We start from the raw sequence: 16,275 nt of genomic DNA on the forward strand, positions 1-16,275 counted from the left end.
CAGCCGAAAATCACCGCGACCACGATCACCCCGTAGGACAAAGCGAACAGCACGGTATCGCGGAACAGAGGGTGGCGCAGGAGCGTCATGTTCATAGATCCTGTAATTTCTATGAACATTATCGGATTAATAGACTTCAGTCAACGCAACCCGGCAAGCCCGCGCGATCGCGCCCTAGCGCCCCTCAAATTGGGGTGGGCGCTTGGCGACGAAGGCGGCGACGCCCTCGGCGAAATCCGCCGTGCCGGCGCTGGCGATGAAGGCCTCACGCTCGGCGTGCAACTGCTCCGACAAGGTGTGGCGGAAGGCGGCGCGCAGCAGGTGCTTGATGCGCCCATAGGCCTCGGTGGGGCCAGCGGCGAGCCGGCGGGCCAGAAGGTCGGTCTCGTGGGCGAGCGCGGCCACCGGCACCACCTTGTTGACGAGGCCGAGGCGCAGCGCCTCGGCGGCATCCACCGTATCGGACAGCAGCGCCAGTTCCATGGCCTTGCGCAGACCCACCACCCGCGGCAGCGAGAAGGTGCCGGAGCCGTCCGGCGTGGTGCCGATGCGGGTGTAGGCCATGGTGAACACCGCATCCTCGGCGGCGATCGCCAGGTCGGCGGCCAAGGCTACCGAAAGCCCGGCCCCGGCCGCCGCCCCGTGCACCGAGGCGATCACCGGCGCCGGCATGCCGGCCAGCGCCAGGATGGCCTGGTGGAACGGATCGATGATGGCCGCCACCACCTTGGGCGCGTCGGGCCCGGCGGTGTGGAAGCGGCCCACGTCGCCGCCGGCGAGAAAGGCGCGCCCTTCGCCCGAGAGCACCACCACCCGCACGGTCGAATCCGCCGCCACCTCGTCCACCGCCGCCTTGAAGGCGAGGATGGTGGCCTCGTCCAAAGCATTGAGCACCTTGGGGCGGTTGAAGCGGATGCGGGCGATGCCGTCGGTGATGTCGAGCAGGATCGGGGACGGCGAGACGACAGCGAGTTCGGGCATCGGATTCCCCCCGGGGTTCCCGTGACATGGAGCAGGGTTGCGCGCGCGGATGAAGGTGCACGAGGCAGGAGCCAGCCTGCACCGGGCCTGCTCGTTCCCGCAAGGGGCGTCTGGAGAGGGAATCCCAGCACGCTTGGTGACCCGCACGCCCCTTTCCACACGCACGTCCCGTTTAATTTTACATATTGCACGTGAGATGATGTTATTTTACATTTAGAAATACGATAGCCTGTTATTTACACATCATCTGACCGTTGTTTAGGGCGTAAGGAGTGCCAGAATGACCTCGCCGCTGCAGCGCAAGCTGAAGATTTCCGGCCCCACCGCCATCACCGCCAACCGCCTTGCCGACGGCGTGGTGGTCTGGCTCACCGCTTCCGGCCGGTGGAGCGAGCGCCTTGCCGACGCGGCGGTGCGTGACACCGGCGAGGGGGTGCAGGCGCTGCTCGCCGTCGCCCATGGGGACGAGAACACCGCGGTGGGCGCCTATCCCGCCCCGGTCCGCCGCACCGCGGACGGCCGCATCGCCCCCGCCAACCTGCGCGAACGCATCCGCGTCGAGGGCCCCACCGTGGCCCTGCCGACCGCCATCGCCCTGCCCGGCGCCGCCTGAGGAAAGCGCAGTCCCATGTATGTGTATGACGAGTTCGACCGCACCTTCCTCAAGGAGCGGGTCGCCGAGTTCCGGGACCAGGTGGCGCGCCGCCTGTCGGGGGCGCTGAACGAGGAAGAGTTCAAGCCCCTGCGGCTGATGAACGGGGTCTATCTGCAGCTGCACGCCTATATGCTGCGGGTGTGCATTCCCTATGGCACCCTGAGTGCCCCCCAGTTGCGCGCCCTTGCCCGGGTGGCCCGGCGCTATGACCGGGGCTATGGCCACTTCACCACCCGCCAGAACATCCAGTTCAACTGGATCAAGCTCGCCGAGCTGCCGGACGCCATGGCCGAGCTGGCCGAAGTGGGCATCCACGGCATCCAGACCTCGGGCAATTGCATCCGCAACACCACCACCGACGCCTGGGCCGGCGCCGCGCCCGACGAGATCGAGGACCCGCGCCTCTATGCGGAGATCATCCGCCAGTGGTCGACCCTCCACCCCGAGTTCACCTATCTGCCGCGCAAGTTCAAGATCGCCATCACCGCCGCCACCCATGATCGCGCGGCCATCCGCGTCCATGACGTGGGGCTGCGCCTGCACAAGCGCGACGGCGCCATCGGCTTCGAGGTGCTGGTGGGCGGCGGGCTCGGCCGCACCCCCTATATCGGCAAGACCATCCGTGAGTTTCTGCCGAAGGAGGACCTGCTCTCCTATCTGGAAGCGATCCTGCGCACCTACAATCTGGGCGGCCGGCGCGACAATATCTACAAGGCCCGCATCAAGATCCAGGTGCATGAGATGGGCGCCGAGGCCTTCGCCGAGAAGGTGGAGGCGGAATGGCGCGCCCTCAAGGACGGCGCCTTAAGGCTCGACGACGCCGCCTTCGCCGACATCGCCAGCCGCTTCGCCGTGCCGGATTTCGAGACGCTGCCCGACCGGCCGGCGGGGCTCACCGGCGCCCTCGCCGATCCCGCCTTCGCCCGCTGGCACGCCAATGCGGTGGCCCCGCACAAGGTGCCGGGCCATGCCATCGTCACCCTCTCGCTGAAGCCGGTGGGCGCCCCGCCCGGGGATTGCACCGCCGACCAAATGGACGCCATCGCCGATCTCGCCGAGCGCTATGGCTATGGCGAGATCCGCGTCGCCCACGAGCAGAACCTCACCTTCCCCCATGTGCGGCAGAAGGATCTGCCCGCTTTGTGGAAGGCGCTCGATGCCATCGGCGTCGCCACCCCCAATGTGGGCCTCGTCACCGACATCATCGCCTGCCCGGGCCTCGACTATTGCTCTTTGGCCAACACCCGCTCCATTCCCATCGCCCAGCGCCTGTCGGAGCGGTTCGCCGATCACGCCAAGGCGGCGGAAATCGGCCGGCTGCATGTCAACATCTCCGGCTGCATCAATGCCTGCGGCCATCACCATGTGGGCCATATCGGCATTCTCGGGGTGGAGAAGAAGGACGAGGAGTTCTTCCAGATCACCTTGGGCGGCAAGGCCAATTCCAAGGCCCGCATCGGCGAGCTGATCGGCCCGGCGATCCCCGAGAGCGAGATCGCCGATGCGGTGGAGCGGCTCATCGAGACCTATCTCGCGCTGCGCACCTCGCCCCAGGAAACCTTCATCGCCGCGGTGGACCGCCTCGGCGTCGAGCCGTTCAAGGAGCGCGCCTATGCCCCTCGTTAAGTCCGGGGCCGTGACGGCCGATCCGTTCGTGCCCACCGCCGACGACGCGCCGTTGCCACAGGGTCCGGCGCTCATCTCCGCCGATCGCCTGCTGCGCGAGGGTGAAGCCCCGGCCGGCCGCAACGGCGCCCTGGGGGTGGTGTGGCCCAATGCCCGCGACGTGGCCGAGCTCGCGCCGCTGCTGTCGCGCCTCTCCCTCATCGCTCTGGTGTTCCCGAAGTTCCGGGATGGCCGGGCGTTCAGCCAGGCGCGGCTGCTGCGCGAGCGTTATGGCTTCACCGGCGAGCTGCGGGCCACCGGCAACGTGCTGCGGGACCAGGTGCTGATGATGGCCCGCGCCGGCTTCGATGCCTTCGAGGTGGAAAAGCCGGCCGATGCGGAGGCCTTCGCCGCCGCGCTCGGCAGCTACAGCGTGTTCTACCAGCCCACCGGCGACGGCCGGCCGACCGCCGCCGCCATCCGCCGCGCCGCAAGGGGATAGGCCATGAACGCCGTGAACCGCGCGCCGCTGCCCGTGGATGTGTTCGCCCTCGATGCCCGCCTCAGGGCGGCCGAGCCCCGCGACATCCTCAAGGTGGCGCTCACCACCTTTCCCGGCCGCATCGCCGCCGTGTCGTCCTTCGGCACGGAATCGGTGGTGCTGCTGCACCTGATCGCCCAGCTTGATCCGGCCACGCCGATCCTGTTCCTGGATACCGGCCACCTGTTTCCCGAAACCCTCGCCTATCGCGACGAACTGATCGCCCTCCTGGGCCTGACCGGGGTTATCACCCTCGCCCCCGATCCGGCGGCGCTGGCGGCGCGCGACGGTGACAGCGGCCTGTGGTCCACCGATCCCGACGCCTGCTGCGCGGTGCGCAAGGTGGAGCCCCTGGCCCGCGGCCTTGCGCCCTATGCGGCCTGGATCAACGGCCGCAAGCGTTACCAGGCGCAGACCCGCGCCGCCATCGCCGTGGTGGAAGGCGACGGCGCCCGGGTGAAGTTCAACCCGCTGGCCGCCATGGGGCGTGAGGATCTCCTCGCTTATATGGACGCCCATGCCTTGCCCCACCATCCGCTGGAGAAGCACGGCTTCGCCTCCATCGGCTGCATGCCCTGCACCTCGCGGGTGAAGCCCGGAGAGGATCCCCGGGCCGGACGCTGGCGCGGCCGCGCCAAGACCGAGTGCGGCATCCACCTCGGTGAAGGCATTTGAGGCCAAGGCATTTTACACTGATAACGCGTTGAAATCAGGTTTAAACTTTATTTCTATGGATTTTGTAGAATTACGCATTGACCGGCGGTGAAAGGGATGCCATCGTCTGCTGCATTCCTGGAAGAGCCCCATTCGGGGGTTCCCTTTGGGCCCCGCTCCCGGGGCCCCACCGATCACCGGAGGCTGTCATGCCCATTCGTTCCGCGCGCCGCTCCGCTCTGACCCGCCGCCTTTCGCGCCGGAGCTTCGGCGCCTGCCTCGGTGGCGCGGCGCTGGCCATGGGACTAGGCATGGGTCTGGGTTCCGCGCCAGCCCGGGCGGCGGAGACCACCCTGCTCAACGTCTCCTATGACCCCACCCGCGAGCTTTATTCGGCCGTCAACAAAGCCTTCATCGCCGAATGGGAGAAGGCCCACCCCGGCGATCACCTCACCATCCGCCAGTCCCACGGCGGCTCCGGCAAGCAGGCCCGCTCGGTAATCGACGGCCTGGATGCGGACGTGGTAACGCTGGCCCTCGCCTATGACATCGACGCCATCGCCGAGCGCGGTGCCCTGGCCAAGGACTGGCAGAAGCGCCTGCCCGACAACTCCTCCCCTTATACCTCCACCATCGTGTTCCTGGTGCGCAAGGGCAATCCCAAGGGCATCAAGGATTGGGACGACCTGGTGAAGCCGGGCATCAAGGTGGTGACGCCGAACCCCAAGACCTCCGGCGGCGCCCGCTGGAACTATCTGGCGGCCTGGGGCTATGCCCTGCAGAAGACCGGCGGCGACGAGGCCAAGGCCAGGGACTTCGTGAAGGCGCTGTTCAAGAACGCGCCGGTGCTCGACACCGGTGCCCGCGGCTCCACCGTCACCTTTGTGGAGCGCGGCATCGGCGACGTGCTCATCGCCTGGGAGAACGAGGCCTATCTCTCGGTCAACGAGCTCGGCCCCGATAAGTTCGACATCATCACCCCCTCCCTCTCCATCCTGGCCGAGCCGCCGGTGGCGGTGGTGGACAAGGTGGTGGACAAGAAGGGCACCCGCGCCATCGCCGAGGAGTATCTCAAGTTCCTCTACACCCCCGCCGGCCAGGAGATCGCCGCCAAGAACTACTATCGCCCGCGCGATGAGCAGGTGGCGGCCAAGTTCAAGGACACCTTTGCCCCGGTGAAGCTGTTCACCATCGACGAGGTGTTCGGCGGCTGGCAGAAGGCCCAGAAGACCCACTTCTCCGATGGCGGCGTGTTCGACGAGATCTATGCCAACTGAGACGACCTCACCGGCGGGCCGTTGCGCCCGCCCCCTTCGACCGCGTGCCGGCCCGGCCGGCGCGCGGTCTGGCCCGGCCTTCCACAGGCGGCCGCCGCAAACACCCCTTCCCCTTGATCGAGCGCACGACGTTCCCCCTGGTGAGGCGCTATAATTCCACAATGACCGCGTCCCGCCTCACCCTGCGCCATCCGAGCGTCATTCCCGGCTTCGGGCTCACCCTCGGGCTCACCCTCACCTGGCTGAGCCTGATCGTGCTGCTGCCGTTGTCGGCGCTGTTCATCAAGACCAGCGAGATCAGCTTCGCCCGCTTCCTCACCATCGTCACCAGCGAGCGCACCCTGCACGCGCTGCAGATCTCCTTCGGCCTGTCGCTGGCGGCGGCGGCGGTGAACGTGGTGTTCGGCGCCATCGTGGTGTGGGTGCTGGTGCGCTATGACTTTCCCCTGAAGCGGGTGGTGGATGCGCTCATCGACATCCCCTTCGCTCTGCCCACCGCCGTCGCCGGCATCGCCCTGACCGCGCTCTATGCGGAAAACGGCTGGATCGGCAGCCTGCTGGCGCCGCTCGGCATCCAAGTGTCGTTCACCCCCCTCGGCATTCTGGTGGCGCTCATCTTCATCGGCCTGCCGTTCGTGGTGCGCACGGTGCAGCCGGTGCTGGCCGATCTCGACGCGGAGCTGGAGGAGGCCGCCGCCAGCCTCGGCGCGGTGCGCAGCCAGACCATCTGGCGGGTCATCGTGCCCTCGGTCTGGCCCGCCCTGCTCACCGGCTTCGCCCTGGCCTTCGCCCGGGCGGTGGGTGAATACGGCTCCGTCATCTTCATCGCCGGCAATCTGCCCGGCATCTCCGAAATCGCCCCGCTGCTCATCGTGATCCGGCTGGAGGAGTTCCGCTATGCGGATGCCACCGCCATCGCCGTGGTGATGCTCCTGGCCTCGTTTGCCCTGCTGCTGGTCATCAACCGCCTGCAGCGCTGGAGCGAGCTGCGGGGAGGCAAAGCGTCGTGACCGGAACTGTCGTGACCTTGACCGAACCCCATCCCGTCCGCGGCGCCAGCGAGGGCCTGCCCAGCGCGGTGGCGGAGGCCCCGGCCTACACCGCCCGCGCGCCCCGCCCGGTCAACACCGAGCCCGTCGCGGTACGGGTCGCCCTCACCGCGGTGGCGCTGGCCTTTCTCGGCCTGTTCATCGGCCTGCCGCTGGTGGTGGTGTTCGTCGAGGCGTTCAAGCATGGCCTCGGCGCCTATCTCGACGCCCTCGTCGACCCCGACGCCCTCGCCGCGATCCGCCTCACCCTCCTCGTCGCGCTGATCTCGGTGAGCGCCAACCTGGTATTCGGCCTGGTGGCCTCCTGGGCCATCGCCAAGTTCGACTTCGCCGGCAAGACCTTCCTCATCACCTTGATCGACCTGCCGTTTTCCGTGTCCCCGGTGGTCGCTGGCCTGGTCTATGTGCTGCTGTTCGGCGCCCAGGGCCTGTTCGGATCGTGGCTGCAGGACTGGGACATCAAGATCATCTTCGCCCTGCCCGGAATCGTCCTCGCCACCATCTTCGTGACCTTCCCCTTCGTCGCCCGGGAGCTGATTCCCCTGATGCAGGAACAAGGTACGGCGGAGGAGGAAGCCGCGGTGTCGCTCGGCGCCTCCGGGCTGTCCACCTTCTTCCGGGTCACTTTGCCCAATGTGAAATGGGCGCTGCTCTATGGCGTCCTGCTCTGCAACGCCCGCGCCATGGGCGAGTTCGGGGCGGTGTCGGTGGTGTCCGGCCACATCCGCGGCCTCACCAACACCATGCCGCTGCATATCGAAATCCTGTACAATGAGTATCAGTTCGTCGCCTCCTTCGCGGTGGCGTCCCTCCTGGCCTTGCTCGCGCTCGTGACGCTGATCGCCAAGACCATTCTTGAACACCGCCTTGCAGAGGAAGAGCGATGAGCATCGACGTCGTCGGCGTCACCAAGCGCTTCAAGTCCTTTACCGCGCTGGATAATGTCAGCCTGGAGATCCGCTCCGGCGAGCTGGTGGCGCTGCTCGGCCCGTCCGGCTCCGGCAAGACCACCCTCCTGCGCATCATCGCCGGGCTCGACTGGCCCGATGCCGGCGCCGTGCGGTTCGACGGCGAGGACGCGCTCGACCGCTCAGTGCGCGAGCGCAACGTGGGCTTCGTGTTCCAGCATTATGCCTTGTTCCGGCACATGAGCGTGTTCGAGAACGTGGCCTTCGGCCTCCGGGTCCGGCGCGGCGCCGACAAGCTGCCGGAGGCCGCCATCCGCGCCAAGGTCAACGAGCTGTTGTCCCTGGTACAGATCGACTGGCTGGCCGAGCGCTATCCCGCCCAACTCTCCGGCGGCCAGCGCCAGCGGGTGGCACTGGCGCGGGCGCTCGCCATCTCGCCCCGGGTGCTGCTGCTGGACGAGCCGTTCGGCGCCCTCGACGCCAAGGTGCGCAAGGAGCTGCGCCGCTGGCTGCGCCACCTGCACGAGGAGTTGCCGGTGACCTCGGTGCTCGTCACCCACGACCAGGAAGAAGCCCTGGAGCTGGCCGACCGGGTGGTGGTGATGGGCCGTGGCAAGATCGAGCAGGTGGGCACGCCGGCCGATGTCTATGATGATCCGGCCACCGCCTTTGTCCATGATTTCATTGGCGAAACCATCGCCTTCCCCGGCCTCGCGCGGTCCGGCAGCCTGTATCTCGGCGATCGGGCGCTGGGGCTCGATGCCCAGGGGCTGGGCGATGGCCCGGCCCGCATCCTCGCCCGCCCGCACGATGTCGAGATCGCCGACCCGGCGGCGAGCCCGTTCGCCGGCCGGGTGCTGGCGGTGCGCACCTTCGGCCCCAACCGCCGGGCGGACGTGGAAATCGCCAACGACGGCGGCCCGCTGGTGATCGAGGCCGCCGTGCCGCGCGACCAGAGCCTGGATGTCGGCACGAAGGTCGGCCTCAAGCCCCATCGCTACAAGGTGTTCGCCGCCTGAGGCCGATCCGGCGGCTTCGACCCTTTTTCGCCATGAGCGCATGGTGAATGATGCCCAAGGTTCTTGAGCTTTCTCATGAACCTTGGGACAAGCTCGCGCGGCGCTTGAGCGAAGCCACTTGGGCCCGGTCGAAGACCGGGACCGATGGCAGATGGCGTCCACGCGTGATGCGTCGCAACCGTTAGAGCGTTCTCGCGCGACAAGCGAGAGGTGAGGAGACCCGCCCGTGCCGCCGCTGTTCATTGTCGCCCTGGGCGCCCTCGGCGCCGCCGCTCTGGTGAAGGTGATCGCGGCGGAGAGCCGGCGGGTCAACGACACCCTCAAGCGCCAGCAGGCCGCCGACGCGGGCGAGTTGAAGACCATTCCCCTGGAGCGGGACCCCAAGACCGGCGACTACCGTCCCCGCCAGGGCTAATCGCCAGCCCGGATCAGCGTTCACTGATCCGCTTGGCCCCACCGGCCTCAGGACAGGCCGGCGATGACGCCCTCCGGCGTGACGAAGATGTGCTCCGCCGCCGGATGGGACGGCAGGCCCGGCATGGTCATGATGTCGCCGGCCAGCGCCACCACGAAGCCTGCGCCGGCGGACAGCCGCACATCGCGGATCGGCAGCACATGGCCCGTGGGCGCATTGCGCAAAGCGGGATCGGCCGAGAAGGAATATTGCGTCTTGGCCATGCAGACCGGCAGCTTGCCGAAGCCCGCCGCCTCGAATTCCTTGAGCCGATTGAGGGCGGCGGAGGAGAATTCCACCCGGCCCGCGGCATAGATCTCCCGCGCCACGGTCTCGATCTTCTCCTTCAGCGGCATCGCATCGGGATAAAGATATGTGAAGCGGCTCGGCCGGGCTGCGAGGGTGCGCACCGCGCGGGCCAGTGCCTCGGCGCCGGCGCCGCCATCGGCCCAGTGCGAGCACACGAACACCTCGATGCCCAGTTCGGCGAGCGCCGTGCGCACCGCCTCCACCTCGGCCGGCGTATCGGAGGTGAAGCGGTTCAGCGCCACCACCACCGGCAGGCCGAACTTGCCCATATTCTCCACGTGGCGCTTCAGATTTTCGGTGCCCAGGGTCACCGCCGCCACATTCTCCGGCCCCAGCTCCTTCACCGGCACGCCGCCGTGCATCTTCAGGGCGCGCACGGTGGCCACCACCACCGCCGCGGAGGGGGTGAGGCCGGCCTGCCGGCACTTGATGTCGAGGAACTTCTCGGCGCCGAGATCGGCGCCGAAGCCGGCCTCAGTCACCACATAATCCGCCAGCGCCAGGGCGCTCTTGGTGGCCATCACCGAATTGCAGCCATGGGCGATGTTGGCGAACGGGCCGCCATGCACCAGCGCCGGCGTGCCTTCCATGGTCTGCACCAGATTCGGCTGGAAGGCGTCGCGCAGCAGCGCCACCATGGAGCCGATGCCTTCCAGCTCCTCCGCCCGCACCATGCGGCGCGACCGGGTCTGGCCGATCACCATGCGCGACAGGCGCGCTTCCAGATCCGCCAGGCTGTCGGCGAGGCAGAAAATGGCCATTACCTCGCTCGCCACGGTGATGTCGAACCCGTCCTCACGGGCAAAGCCGTTGGCCGGCCCGCCGAGGCCGACGGTGATGGCGCGCAGGGCCCGGTCGTTGAGGTCCATCACCCGCCGCCAGGCGATGCGGCGGCTGTCGAGATCGAGCCCGTTGCCCCAATAGATGTGGTTGTCGATGAGGGCGGACAGCAGATTGTGGGCGGCGGTGATGGCGTGGATGTCGCCGGTGAAATGCAGGTTGATGTCCTGCATGGGGATGATCTGCGCATGGCCGCCGCCGGTGGCGCCGCCCTTGGCGCCGAACACCGGGCCGAGGGACGGCTCGCGCAGGCACACGGCGGTCTTCTCGCCGAGCCGCGAGAGCGCGTCGCCGAGGCCGATGGTGGTGGTGGTCTTGCCCTCCCCCGCCGGGGTGGGGCTGATGGCGGTGACCAGGATCAGCCGGCCCTGCGGCGCATCGGCAGGGCGGTCCTCCAGCTCGCGCAGGAACTCGAGGCCGAGCTTGGCCTTGTGCGGGCCGTAGCGATAGAGCGCATCGGCGGGAATGGCGAGCTTCGCCGCAATGTCGGCGATGGGCGCCGGCGTCACGCTCGCCGCAATGGCCGCATCGGAGGACGGGTCAATGGCGCGGGCGGTTCGCTGGTGCATCGGACAACTTCCCTCAGGCGGCGCGACGGGCAGCATCGCGTGGACAGATATGCGAGTGCTTCCGACCTAGAGCATCTGCCCGGCCCATTGGAAGGCGAAAGCGCGCCGAAGCGACGCCTGCCCCGCTTTTCCCACACCAACCGTGGCAGAATCGCCGCGCTTGCGCCTCAGCCCTCGTCGCGGAACCGGTTGGTGATGGGGTAGCGGCGGTCGCGTCCGAAATTGCGGCCGGTGACCTTCACGCCCGGCGCCGCCTGCCGGCGCTTGTATTCGGCGATGGCCAGCATGCGCTCCACCCGCTTCACCAGCGCCGCATCGAACCCCTCGGCGATGACACTCGCCACCGGCGCCTCCATCTCCACCAGCCGGAACAGGATGGCATCGAGAGTGGCATAGGGCGGCAACGAATCCTCGTCCTTCTGGTTCTCGCGCAGCTCAGCGGTGGGCGGCTTGTCGATGAGGGCATCGGGGATGACGATGCCGTCCGGCCCCAGCGCACCCTCCGGCTTCCACTGGTTGCGCAGGCGCGAGAGGCGGAACACTTCGGTCTTGTACAGATCCTTGATGGGATTGTAGCCGCCGTTCATGTCGCCATAGAGGGTGGCATAGCCGGTGGACATCTCCGACTTGTTGCCGGTGGTCACCACCATGCCGCCGAACTTGTTGGAAATGGACATCAAAAGCGTGCCGCGAGCGCGCGACTGGAGGTTCTCCTCCGTCACGTCCTTGGGGTGATTGGCGAACAGGGGATGCAGCACGCTCTCCAACCCTTCCACCGCCGGAGCGATGGGCAGGATGTCGTAGCGCACGCCCAGCTTTTCGGCCATCACGGCCGCATCGGACAGGCTCTCCTCCGAGGTGTAGCGATAGGGCATCATGATGCAGTGGACGCGGTCCGGCCCCAGCGCATCCACTGCCATGGCCGCGCACAGGGCGCTGTCGATGCCGCCGGACAGGCCGATGACCACTCCCGGAAAGCGGTTCTTGTTCACGTAGTCCTTCAACCCCAGCACGCAGGCGGCATAGTCCGCCGCCTCGTCCTCGGTGCGGATGCCGATAGCCCCCTCGGTCATGGCCCAGCCGCCGGCGAGCCGCTCCCAGCGGGTCACCCGCACCCGTTCCTGGAAGCTCGGGAACTGCAGGGCCAGGAACCGGTCGGCATTGAGGGCGAAGGAGGCGCCATCGAACACCAGTTCGTCCTGGCCACCCACCTGGTTCACATAGAGCAGCGGCAGGTGGCTCTCCACCACCCGCGCCACCGCCACATTGTCCCGCTCCTCATAGACCGAGCGGCGATAGGGCGAACCGTTGGGCACGATGAGGATCTCGGCGCCAGTCTCGGCGAGGCACTCCACCACGTCGGGGCCCCAGATGTCTTCGCAGATCGGCACCCCGAGCCGCACCCCCTTGAACGGGATGGGCCCCGGCATGGGGCCGGGCTGGAAGACGCGCTTTTCGTCGAACACGCCGTAATTGGGCAGGTCCACCTTGTGGCGGACCGCGCTGATGGCACCATTTTCCAGCAGCAGCACCGAATTGTGGAGCTTGCCCCCCTCCACCCAGGGCGCGCCCACCAGCAGCGCCGGCCCGTCGGCGCTCTCCGCCGCCAGTTCCTCCACCGCCTTGCGGCAGGCGGCCTGGAAGGCGGGCTTCAACACCAGATCCTCCGGCGGGTAGCCGGCGATGAACAGCTCGGAGAACACCACGAGGTCGGCGCCGGAGAGGCGCGCGGCATCGCGGGTGCGGCGCACCAGCTCCAGATTGCCGGCCACGTCGCCGACGATGGGATTGAGCTGGGCGACGGCGATATGGAGGGTGTTGGCGGGCGTATTCATGGGGCGGTGCTTACATCCAGTCGGCGCAGCGGCGGCCGGGGCTAAGAGCTTCGGCGACGCTCAAGAAGCTGTAGCGGAGCGCGGGCCCCAGGGCCAGCGGAGCGGGGCCATCACAGCCCGAGGCGAGCCCAGAGGGCGCGCTCCTCCGACGCGGCCATGGCGCCGGATGCGGCCTGATGGGCGAGCCCCGCACCAACCCCACCCGTGAACCCGCCAGGCTTGCGCAGAAAGAAGGGCGACGGCCCCTGGATCAGCGGCATCCGGACATCATCCCCGTAGCGGGCTTTCAGGATGCCGCGCACATCGCCGAGCCCGTCCAGGAGCCCGAGGCCGAGGGCCTGGGTGGCGAGCCAGAATTCACCGGAGAACACGGTGGCCTCGTCGACGGTGAGGGCGCTGCCGCGGCGCGACCGCACCAGATCGGCGAACACCACATGCAGTTCCTTCAGCAGGCCGTCGAGGCGCTCCACATCCTCGGCCCGCTCCGGCTGGAACGGATCGAGCGTCACCTTGCGCTCGCCGGCGGTATAGACCCGCCGCTCAACGCCGAACCGGGCGATGGCCTTGTCGAAGCCGAAGCCGGCGCTCACCACGCCGATGGAGCCCACCACCGAGCAGGGATCCGCGAAGATCTCGTCGGCGGCACAGGCGATCATGTAGCCGCCGGAGGCCGCCGCATCCTCCACGAAGGCGAAGACGTGCTTGTCCTTCTCCTCCGCCAGCGCCCGGATGCGCTTGAAGATGAGGTGGGACTGCACCGGCGCGCCGCCAGGGGAATTGATGAGCAGCGCCACCGCCGGCGCCTCCTTCACCGCGAACGCCTTCTCCAGGGTCCGGGCGCAGCCGGCGAGGGTGAGGCTCTGGGAGAAGGGCGAGTTCATGCCGATGGCACCGGCAAGGCGCACCACCGGCACCACCGGCACATCCCTGCGCCAGCGGGAGGGGATGAGGCTGCGGAGGCGGCGGGGCAGGAAGAAGAAGGGATCGGCCATAGTGAAGATGTAGGCGCGCGAGACGACGGCCTCAAGGCGGCGCAAGCGCGTCCCCCGCGCGCAGCACCGCTGCCGCCTCGGGCGTCGGTGCGCCGGCCGCATCCGTCAGCACCAGCCCGGGCAGAATCCGCGGCGCGGTGCGCCGGCCCTTCCGTGCACGCACCAGCAGCCGCACGGCGGCGGCGCCCGGCTTACCACCCGGCCTGCCATACACCGGCAGCAGCTCGGCGGCGCCGAACCGGCCCTGGAGGGCGGCAAGGATCGCCCCCGCCTCCTCCGGCCGATGGATGAGGCACAGCACGCCGTCGGCGTTGAGGCAGCGGTGGGCCGCCTTCACCCACGCCTCCAGCAGATCCTCCCCCGCCATATGGGCCTGGGCCCGACCGGGGTGGGGCGAAACCTGGTGCGCGGCGGCGGGATTGAACGGCGGGTTCATCAGCACCAGATCGGCGGCATGGGCGACCGGTTCCGGCGCGCCGCCGGGCCGGCCGAGGGTCAGCACGTCGGCTGCCACCACCTGGCAACGCGCCGCGAGGCCATTCGCCTCGGCATTTTCTGCCGCAAGACGCGCCAGATCGGGATCGATCTCCACTAGCGTACCGCGCGCCTCGGGGCAGCGGGTGAGAAAGGCAAGGCCGGCGCTGCCGACCCCGGCGCCCAGATCCACCATGGCGCGGCAAGAGGCGGGCGCCAGAGCCGCCAGCAACAGCGCATCATGCCCCACCCGATGGCCGCGCACCGGCTGCCGCAGGGTAAGACGTCCGCCCAGCACGGCGTCCTCAGTGGTTTCGGCGGTGGTGATCGCCATCGGTGCTCACTCGGGATCGCGCAGCGCCTGCGCGAAGCCTGCATCCACCAACAACCGGCGCGCACGCGCCGCGTCATCGTCGATCACCAGCAGGCGGCGCGGCAGAATGCCGATGGAGCCTTCCAGGGCGCTGATATGAGCATCCGCGACCAAATGGCCGATCTCCGCCGCATCCAGCAGCGCGGTGATGGCGCCAAGCAGCACCACGTCGTTGGTTCGCACCAGCTCCCGCATTCCCGGCTGCTCCCTCGCGCCTGCCCGATGGCCTTCCCAATCGGGCATTTTCGTGCCGCAGCGCTTGCGTCAGGCCCATGGGCATCCCTATGGTGCGCCCGAAAGAAAGACAAGCGGGAGCGTGTTTCTTGGCCCTCGTCCTTCCGTTCGAGCCCAATGAACCGTCCATCGAGGCGCTGGTCGCCCTGGTGAAAGCGGATATGGAGCGCGTCAATGCCGCCATTCTGGCGCGCACTGGCTCCGATGTGGCGATGATCCCCGAGGTGGCCAACCACCTCATCTCCTCCGGTGGCAAGCGCCTGCGGCCGATGCTGACTCTCGCCTGCGCCGCACTGTGCGGTTACGCGGGCGACGGCCACGTGAAGCTCGCCGCCTCGGTGGAGTTCATGCACACGGCCACCCTCCTCCACGACGACGTGGTGGATGAAAGCGACATGCGCCGCGGCAAGCTCGCCGCCCGCAAGCTGTGGGGCAACGAGGCCTCGGTGCTGGTGGGCGACTTCCTGCTGGGCCAGGCGTTCAAGATGATGGTGGAGGTGGGCTCGCTCACCTGCCTCGACATCCTGTCCAACGCCGCCTGCGTCATCGCCGAGGGCGAGGTGATGCAGCTGGCCGCCGCCAAGAACACCCAGACCTCCGAGGACGATTATCTGGCCGTCATCCGCGGCAAGACGGCGGAGCTGTTCGCCGCCGCGTGCGAGGTGGGTGCGGTGCTCGGTGACCGCGCAAAGGCGGAGATCGTCGCCTGCCGCTCCTATGGCATGAATCTGGGCATCGCCTTCCAGCTGGTGGACGACGCCCTGGACTATGGGGGCAACCAGGCCAAGCTCGGCAAGAATGTGGGCGACGACTTCCGCGAGGGCAAACTGACCCTGCCGGTGCTGCTCGCCTTCCGCCGCGGCGATGCCACCGAGCGGGCGTTTTGGCAGAAGTGCCTGGAGCGCGGCGAGGCGGACGATGCCGATCTCGCCACCGCCATCGGCCTGCTCACCAAGCACCGCGCCATCGCCGACACGGTCGAGCGCGCCCGCCACTATGGCGCCATGGCCAAGGATGCCCTGGCCCTGTTCCCGGCGAGCCCGGCCAAGGACGCGCTGATGGAAGCCGTGGACTTCTGCCTCTCCCGCGCCCACTGAGCGCGGGTGACGCGGCTCAGCCGCGCGGCCCGAACACGATGACGGCCGCGCCAGCAAGGCACAAAAGGGCGCCGGTCGCGTCCCACCGGTCGGGCCGCACGCCTTCCACGGCCCACATCCAGGCCAGCGACGCGACGATATAGATGCCGCCATAGGCGGCAAAGGCGCGCCCGGCCGCTTCCGCGTCCACGAAGGTCAATGCGTAGGCGAAGGCGGCGAGGCTGGCCAACCCCGGCACCAGCCACAGTGGCGAGCCGCCGAGGCGCACCACGTGCCACATGGCGAAGCACCCTGCGATCTCGCCGAGCGCGGCGAGCAGAAAAGCCGGCAGCGTCATCCCCATCACTCCATCACCCGCCGAGCCCCCCGCAGTTGCGGTGCAAGGGTCCGACGCGAATCGAAAAAGGCA

The 16,275-nt window shown here is 68.3% G+C and carries 17 protein-coding genes; 10 read left to right on the forward strand and 7 right to left on the reverse strand.

What is annotated here, in order from left to right:
* Positions 1-174 precede the first annotated feature (174 nt).
* Positions 175-981: an enoyl-CoA hydratase/isomerase family protein gene (locus tag MEU52_RS03445; protein ID WP_238120132.1), complete on the reverse strand. Its 807-nt coding sequence runs from the start codon at positions 979-981 to the stop codon at positions 175-177.
* A 280-nt stretch (positions 982-1,261) separates the two neighbouring features.
* Between MEU52_RS03445 and MEU52_RS03450 the strand changes: the two genes are divergently transcribed.
* From MEU52_RS03450 to MEU52_RS03490, 9 genes are all read left to right on the forward strand, one after another.
* A complete protein-coding gene (locus MEU52_RS03450) occupies positions 1,262-1,594 on the forward strand; it encodes a DUF2849 domain-containing protein (RefSeq protein WP_238120131.1) in 333 nt (110 codons plus the stop codon).
* A 15-nt stretch (positions 1,595-1,609) separates the two neighbouring features.
* Positions 1,610-3,262 carry a nitrite/sulfite reductase gene (locus tag MEU52_RS03455; RefSeq protein ID WP_238120130.1) on the forward strand — a complete coding sequence of 551 codons (1,653 nt, stop codon included), beginning with the start codon at positions 1,610-1,612 and terminating at the stop codon, positions 3,260-3,262.
* A complete protein-coding gene (locus MEU52_RS03460) occupies positions 3,249-3,743 on the forward strand; it encodes a DUF934 domain-containing protein (protein WP_238120129.1) in 495 nt (164 codons plus the stop codon). Before MEU52_RS03455 ends, MEU52_RS03460 begins: the two co-directional genes overlap by 14 nt.
* Positions 3,744-3,746: 3 nt before the next feature.
* A complete protein-coding gene (locus MEU52_RS03465; RefSeq protein WP_238120128.1) occupies positions 3,747-4,457 on the forward strand; it encodes a phosphoadenylyl-sulfate reductase in 711 nt (236 codons plus the stop codon).
* Between the two features lie 278 nt (positions 4,458-4,735).
* Complete coding sequence (locus tag MEU52_RS03470) at positions 4,736-5,713, forward strand: sulfate ABC transporter substrate-binding protein (RefSeq protein WP_238120302.1); 978 nt, start codon at positions 4,736-4,738, stop codon at positions 5,711-5,713.
* Positions 5,714-5,874: 161 nt separating this feature from the next.
* Positions 5,875-6,723, forward strand: a complete 849-nt coding sequence (gene cysT / locus MEU52_RS03475; protein ID WP_238120127.1) for a sulfate ABC transporter permease subunit CysT — start codon at positions 5,875-5,877, stop codon at positions 6,721-6,723.
* Positions 6,724-6,791: 68 nt separating this feature from the next.
* A complete protein-coding gene (gene cysW, locus MEU52_RS03480; RefSeq protein ID WP_238120301.1) occupies positions 6,792-7,649 on the forward strand; it encodes a sulfate ABC transporter permease subunit CysW in 858 nt (285 codons plus the stop codon).
* The gene (locus tag MEU52_RS03485; protein WP_238120126.1) at positions 7,646-8,689 is read left to right on the forward strand and encodes a sulfate/molybdate ABC transporter ATP-binding protein; all 1,044 of its coding nucleotides are present in this window, start codon (positions 7,646-7,648) and stop codon (positions 8,687-8,689) included. Before cysW ends, MEU52_RS03485 begins: the two co-directional genes overlap by 4 nt.
* Before the next feature lie 226 nt (positions 8,690-8,915).
* Positions 8,916-9,104, forward strand: coding sequence for a hypothetical protein (locus MEU52_RS03490; protein ID WP_238120125.1), 189 nt, complete (start codon positions 8,916-8,918; stop codon positions 9,102-9,104).
* Between the two features lie 47 nt (positions 9,105-9,151).
* Here the strand turns inward: MEU52_RS03490 and MEU52_RS03495 are convergent, their stop codons facing one another.
* The 5 genes from MEU52_RS03495 to MEU52_RS03515 all read right to left on the reverse strand — a co-directional run bounded on the left by MEU52_RS03495 (position 9,152) and on the right by MEU52_RS03515 (position 14,730).
* Positions 9,152-10,861, reverse strand: coding sequence for a formate--tetrahydrofolate ligase (locus tag MEU52_RS03495; protein ID WP_238120124.1), 1,710 nt, complete (start codon positions 10,859-10,861; stop codon positions 9,152-9,154).
* Positions 10,862-11,028: 167 nt separating this feature from the next.
* Positions 11,029-12,696: an NAD+ synthase gene (locus MEU52_RS03500; RefSeq protein ID WP_238120123.1), complete on the reverse strand. Its 1,668-nt coding sequence runs from the start codon at positions 12,694-12,696 to the stop codon at positions 11,029-11,031.
* Positions 12,697-12,806: 110 nt separating this feature from the next.
* Positions 12,807-13,688: a S49 family peptidase gene (locus tag MEU52_RS03505; RefSeq protein ID WP_238120299.1), complete on the reverse strand. Its 882-nt coding sequence runs from the start codon at positions 13,686-13,688 to the stop codon at positions 12,807-12,809.
* A gap of 31 nt (positions 13,689-13,719) precedes the next feature.
* On the reverse strand, positions 13,720-14,496 hold the full coding sequence (locus MEU52_RS03510; protein ID WP_238120122.1) for a tRNA1(Val) (adenine(37)-N6)-methyltransferase: 777 nt from the start codon (positions 14,494-14,496) through the stop codon (positions 13,720-13,722).
* A gap of 6 nt (positions 14,497-14,502) precedes the next feature.
* Complete coding sequence (locus tag MEU52_RS03515; protein WP_238120121.1) at positions 14,503-14,730, reverse strand: putative signal transducing protein; 228 nt, start codon at positions 14,728-14,730, stop codon at positions 14,503-14,505.
* Between the two features lie 128 nt (positions 14,731-14,858).
* On the opposite strand from MEU52_RS03515, the gene MEU52_RS03520 reads away from it, so the two are divergent.
* Positions 14,859-15,866, forward strand: a complete 1,008-nt coding sequence (locus MEU52_RS03520; RefSeq protein ID WP_238120120.1) for a polyprenyl synthetase family protein — start codon at positions 14,859-14,861, stop codon at positions 15,864-15,866.
* Between the two features lie 16 nt (positions 15,867-15,882).
* On the opposite strand, the gene MEU52_RS03525 is transcribed toward MEU52_RS03520, so the two are convergent.
* Complete coding sequence (locus MEU52_RS03525) at positions 15,883-16,203, reverse strand: YnfA family protein (protein WP_238120119.1); 321 nt, start codon at positions 16,201-16,203, stop codon at positions 15,883-15,885.
* Positions 16,204-16,275 lie beyond the last annotated feature (72 nt).

The sequence above is a fragment of the Xanthobacter sp. NM-25 genome, assembly GCF_022138605.1.
GTDB lineage: Bacteria > Pseudomonadota > Alphaproteobacteria > Rhizobiales > Xanthobacteraceae > Xanthobacter.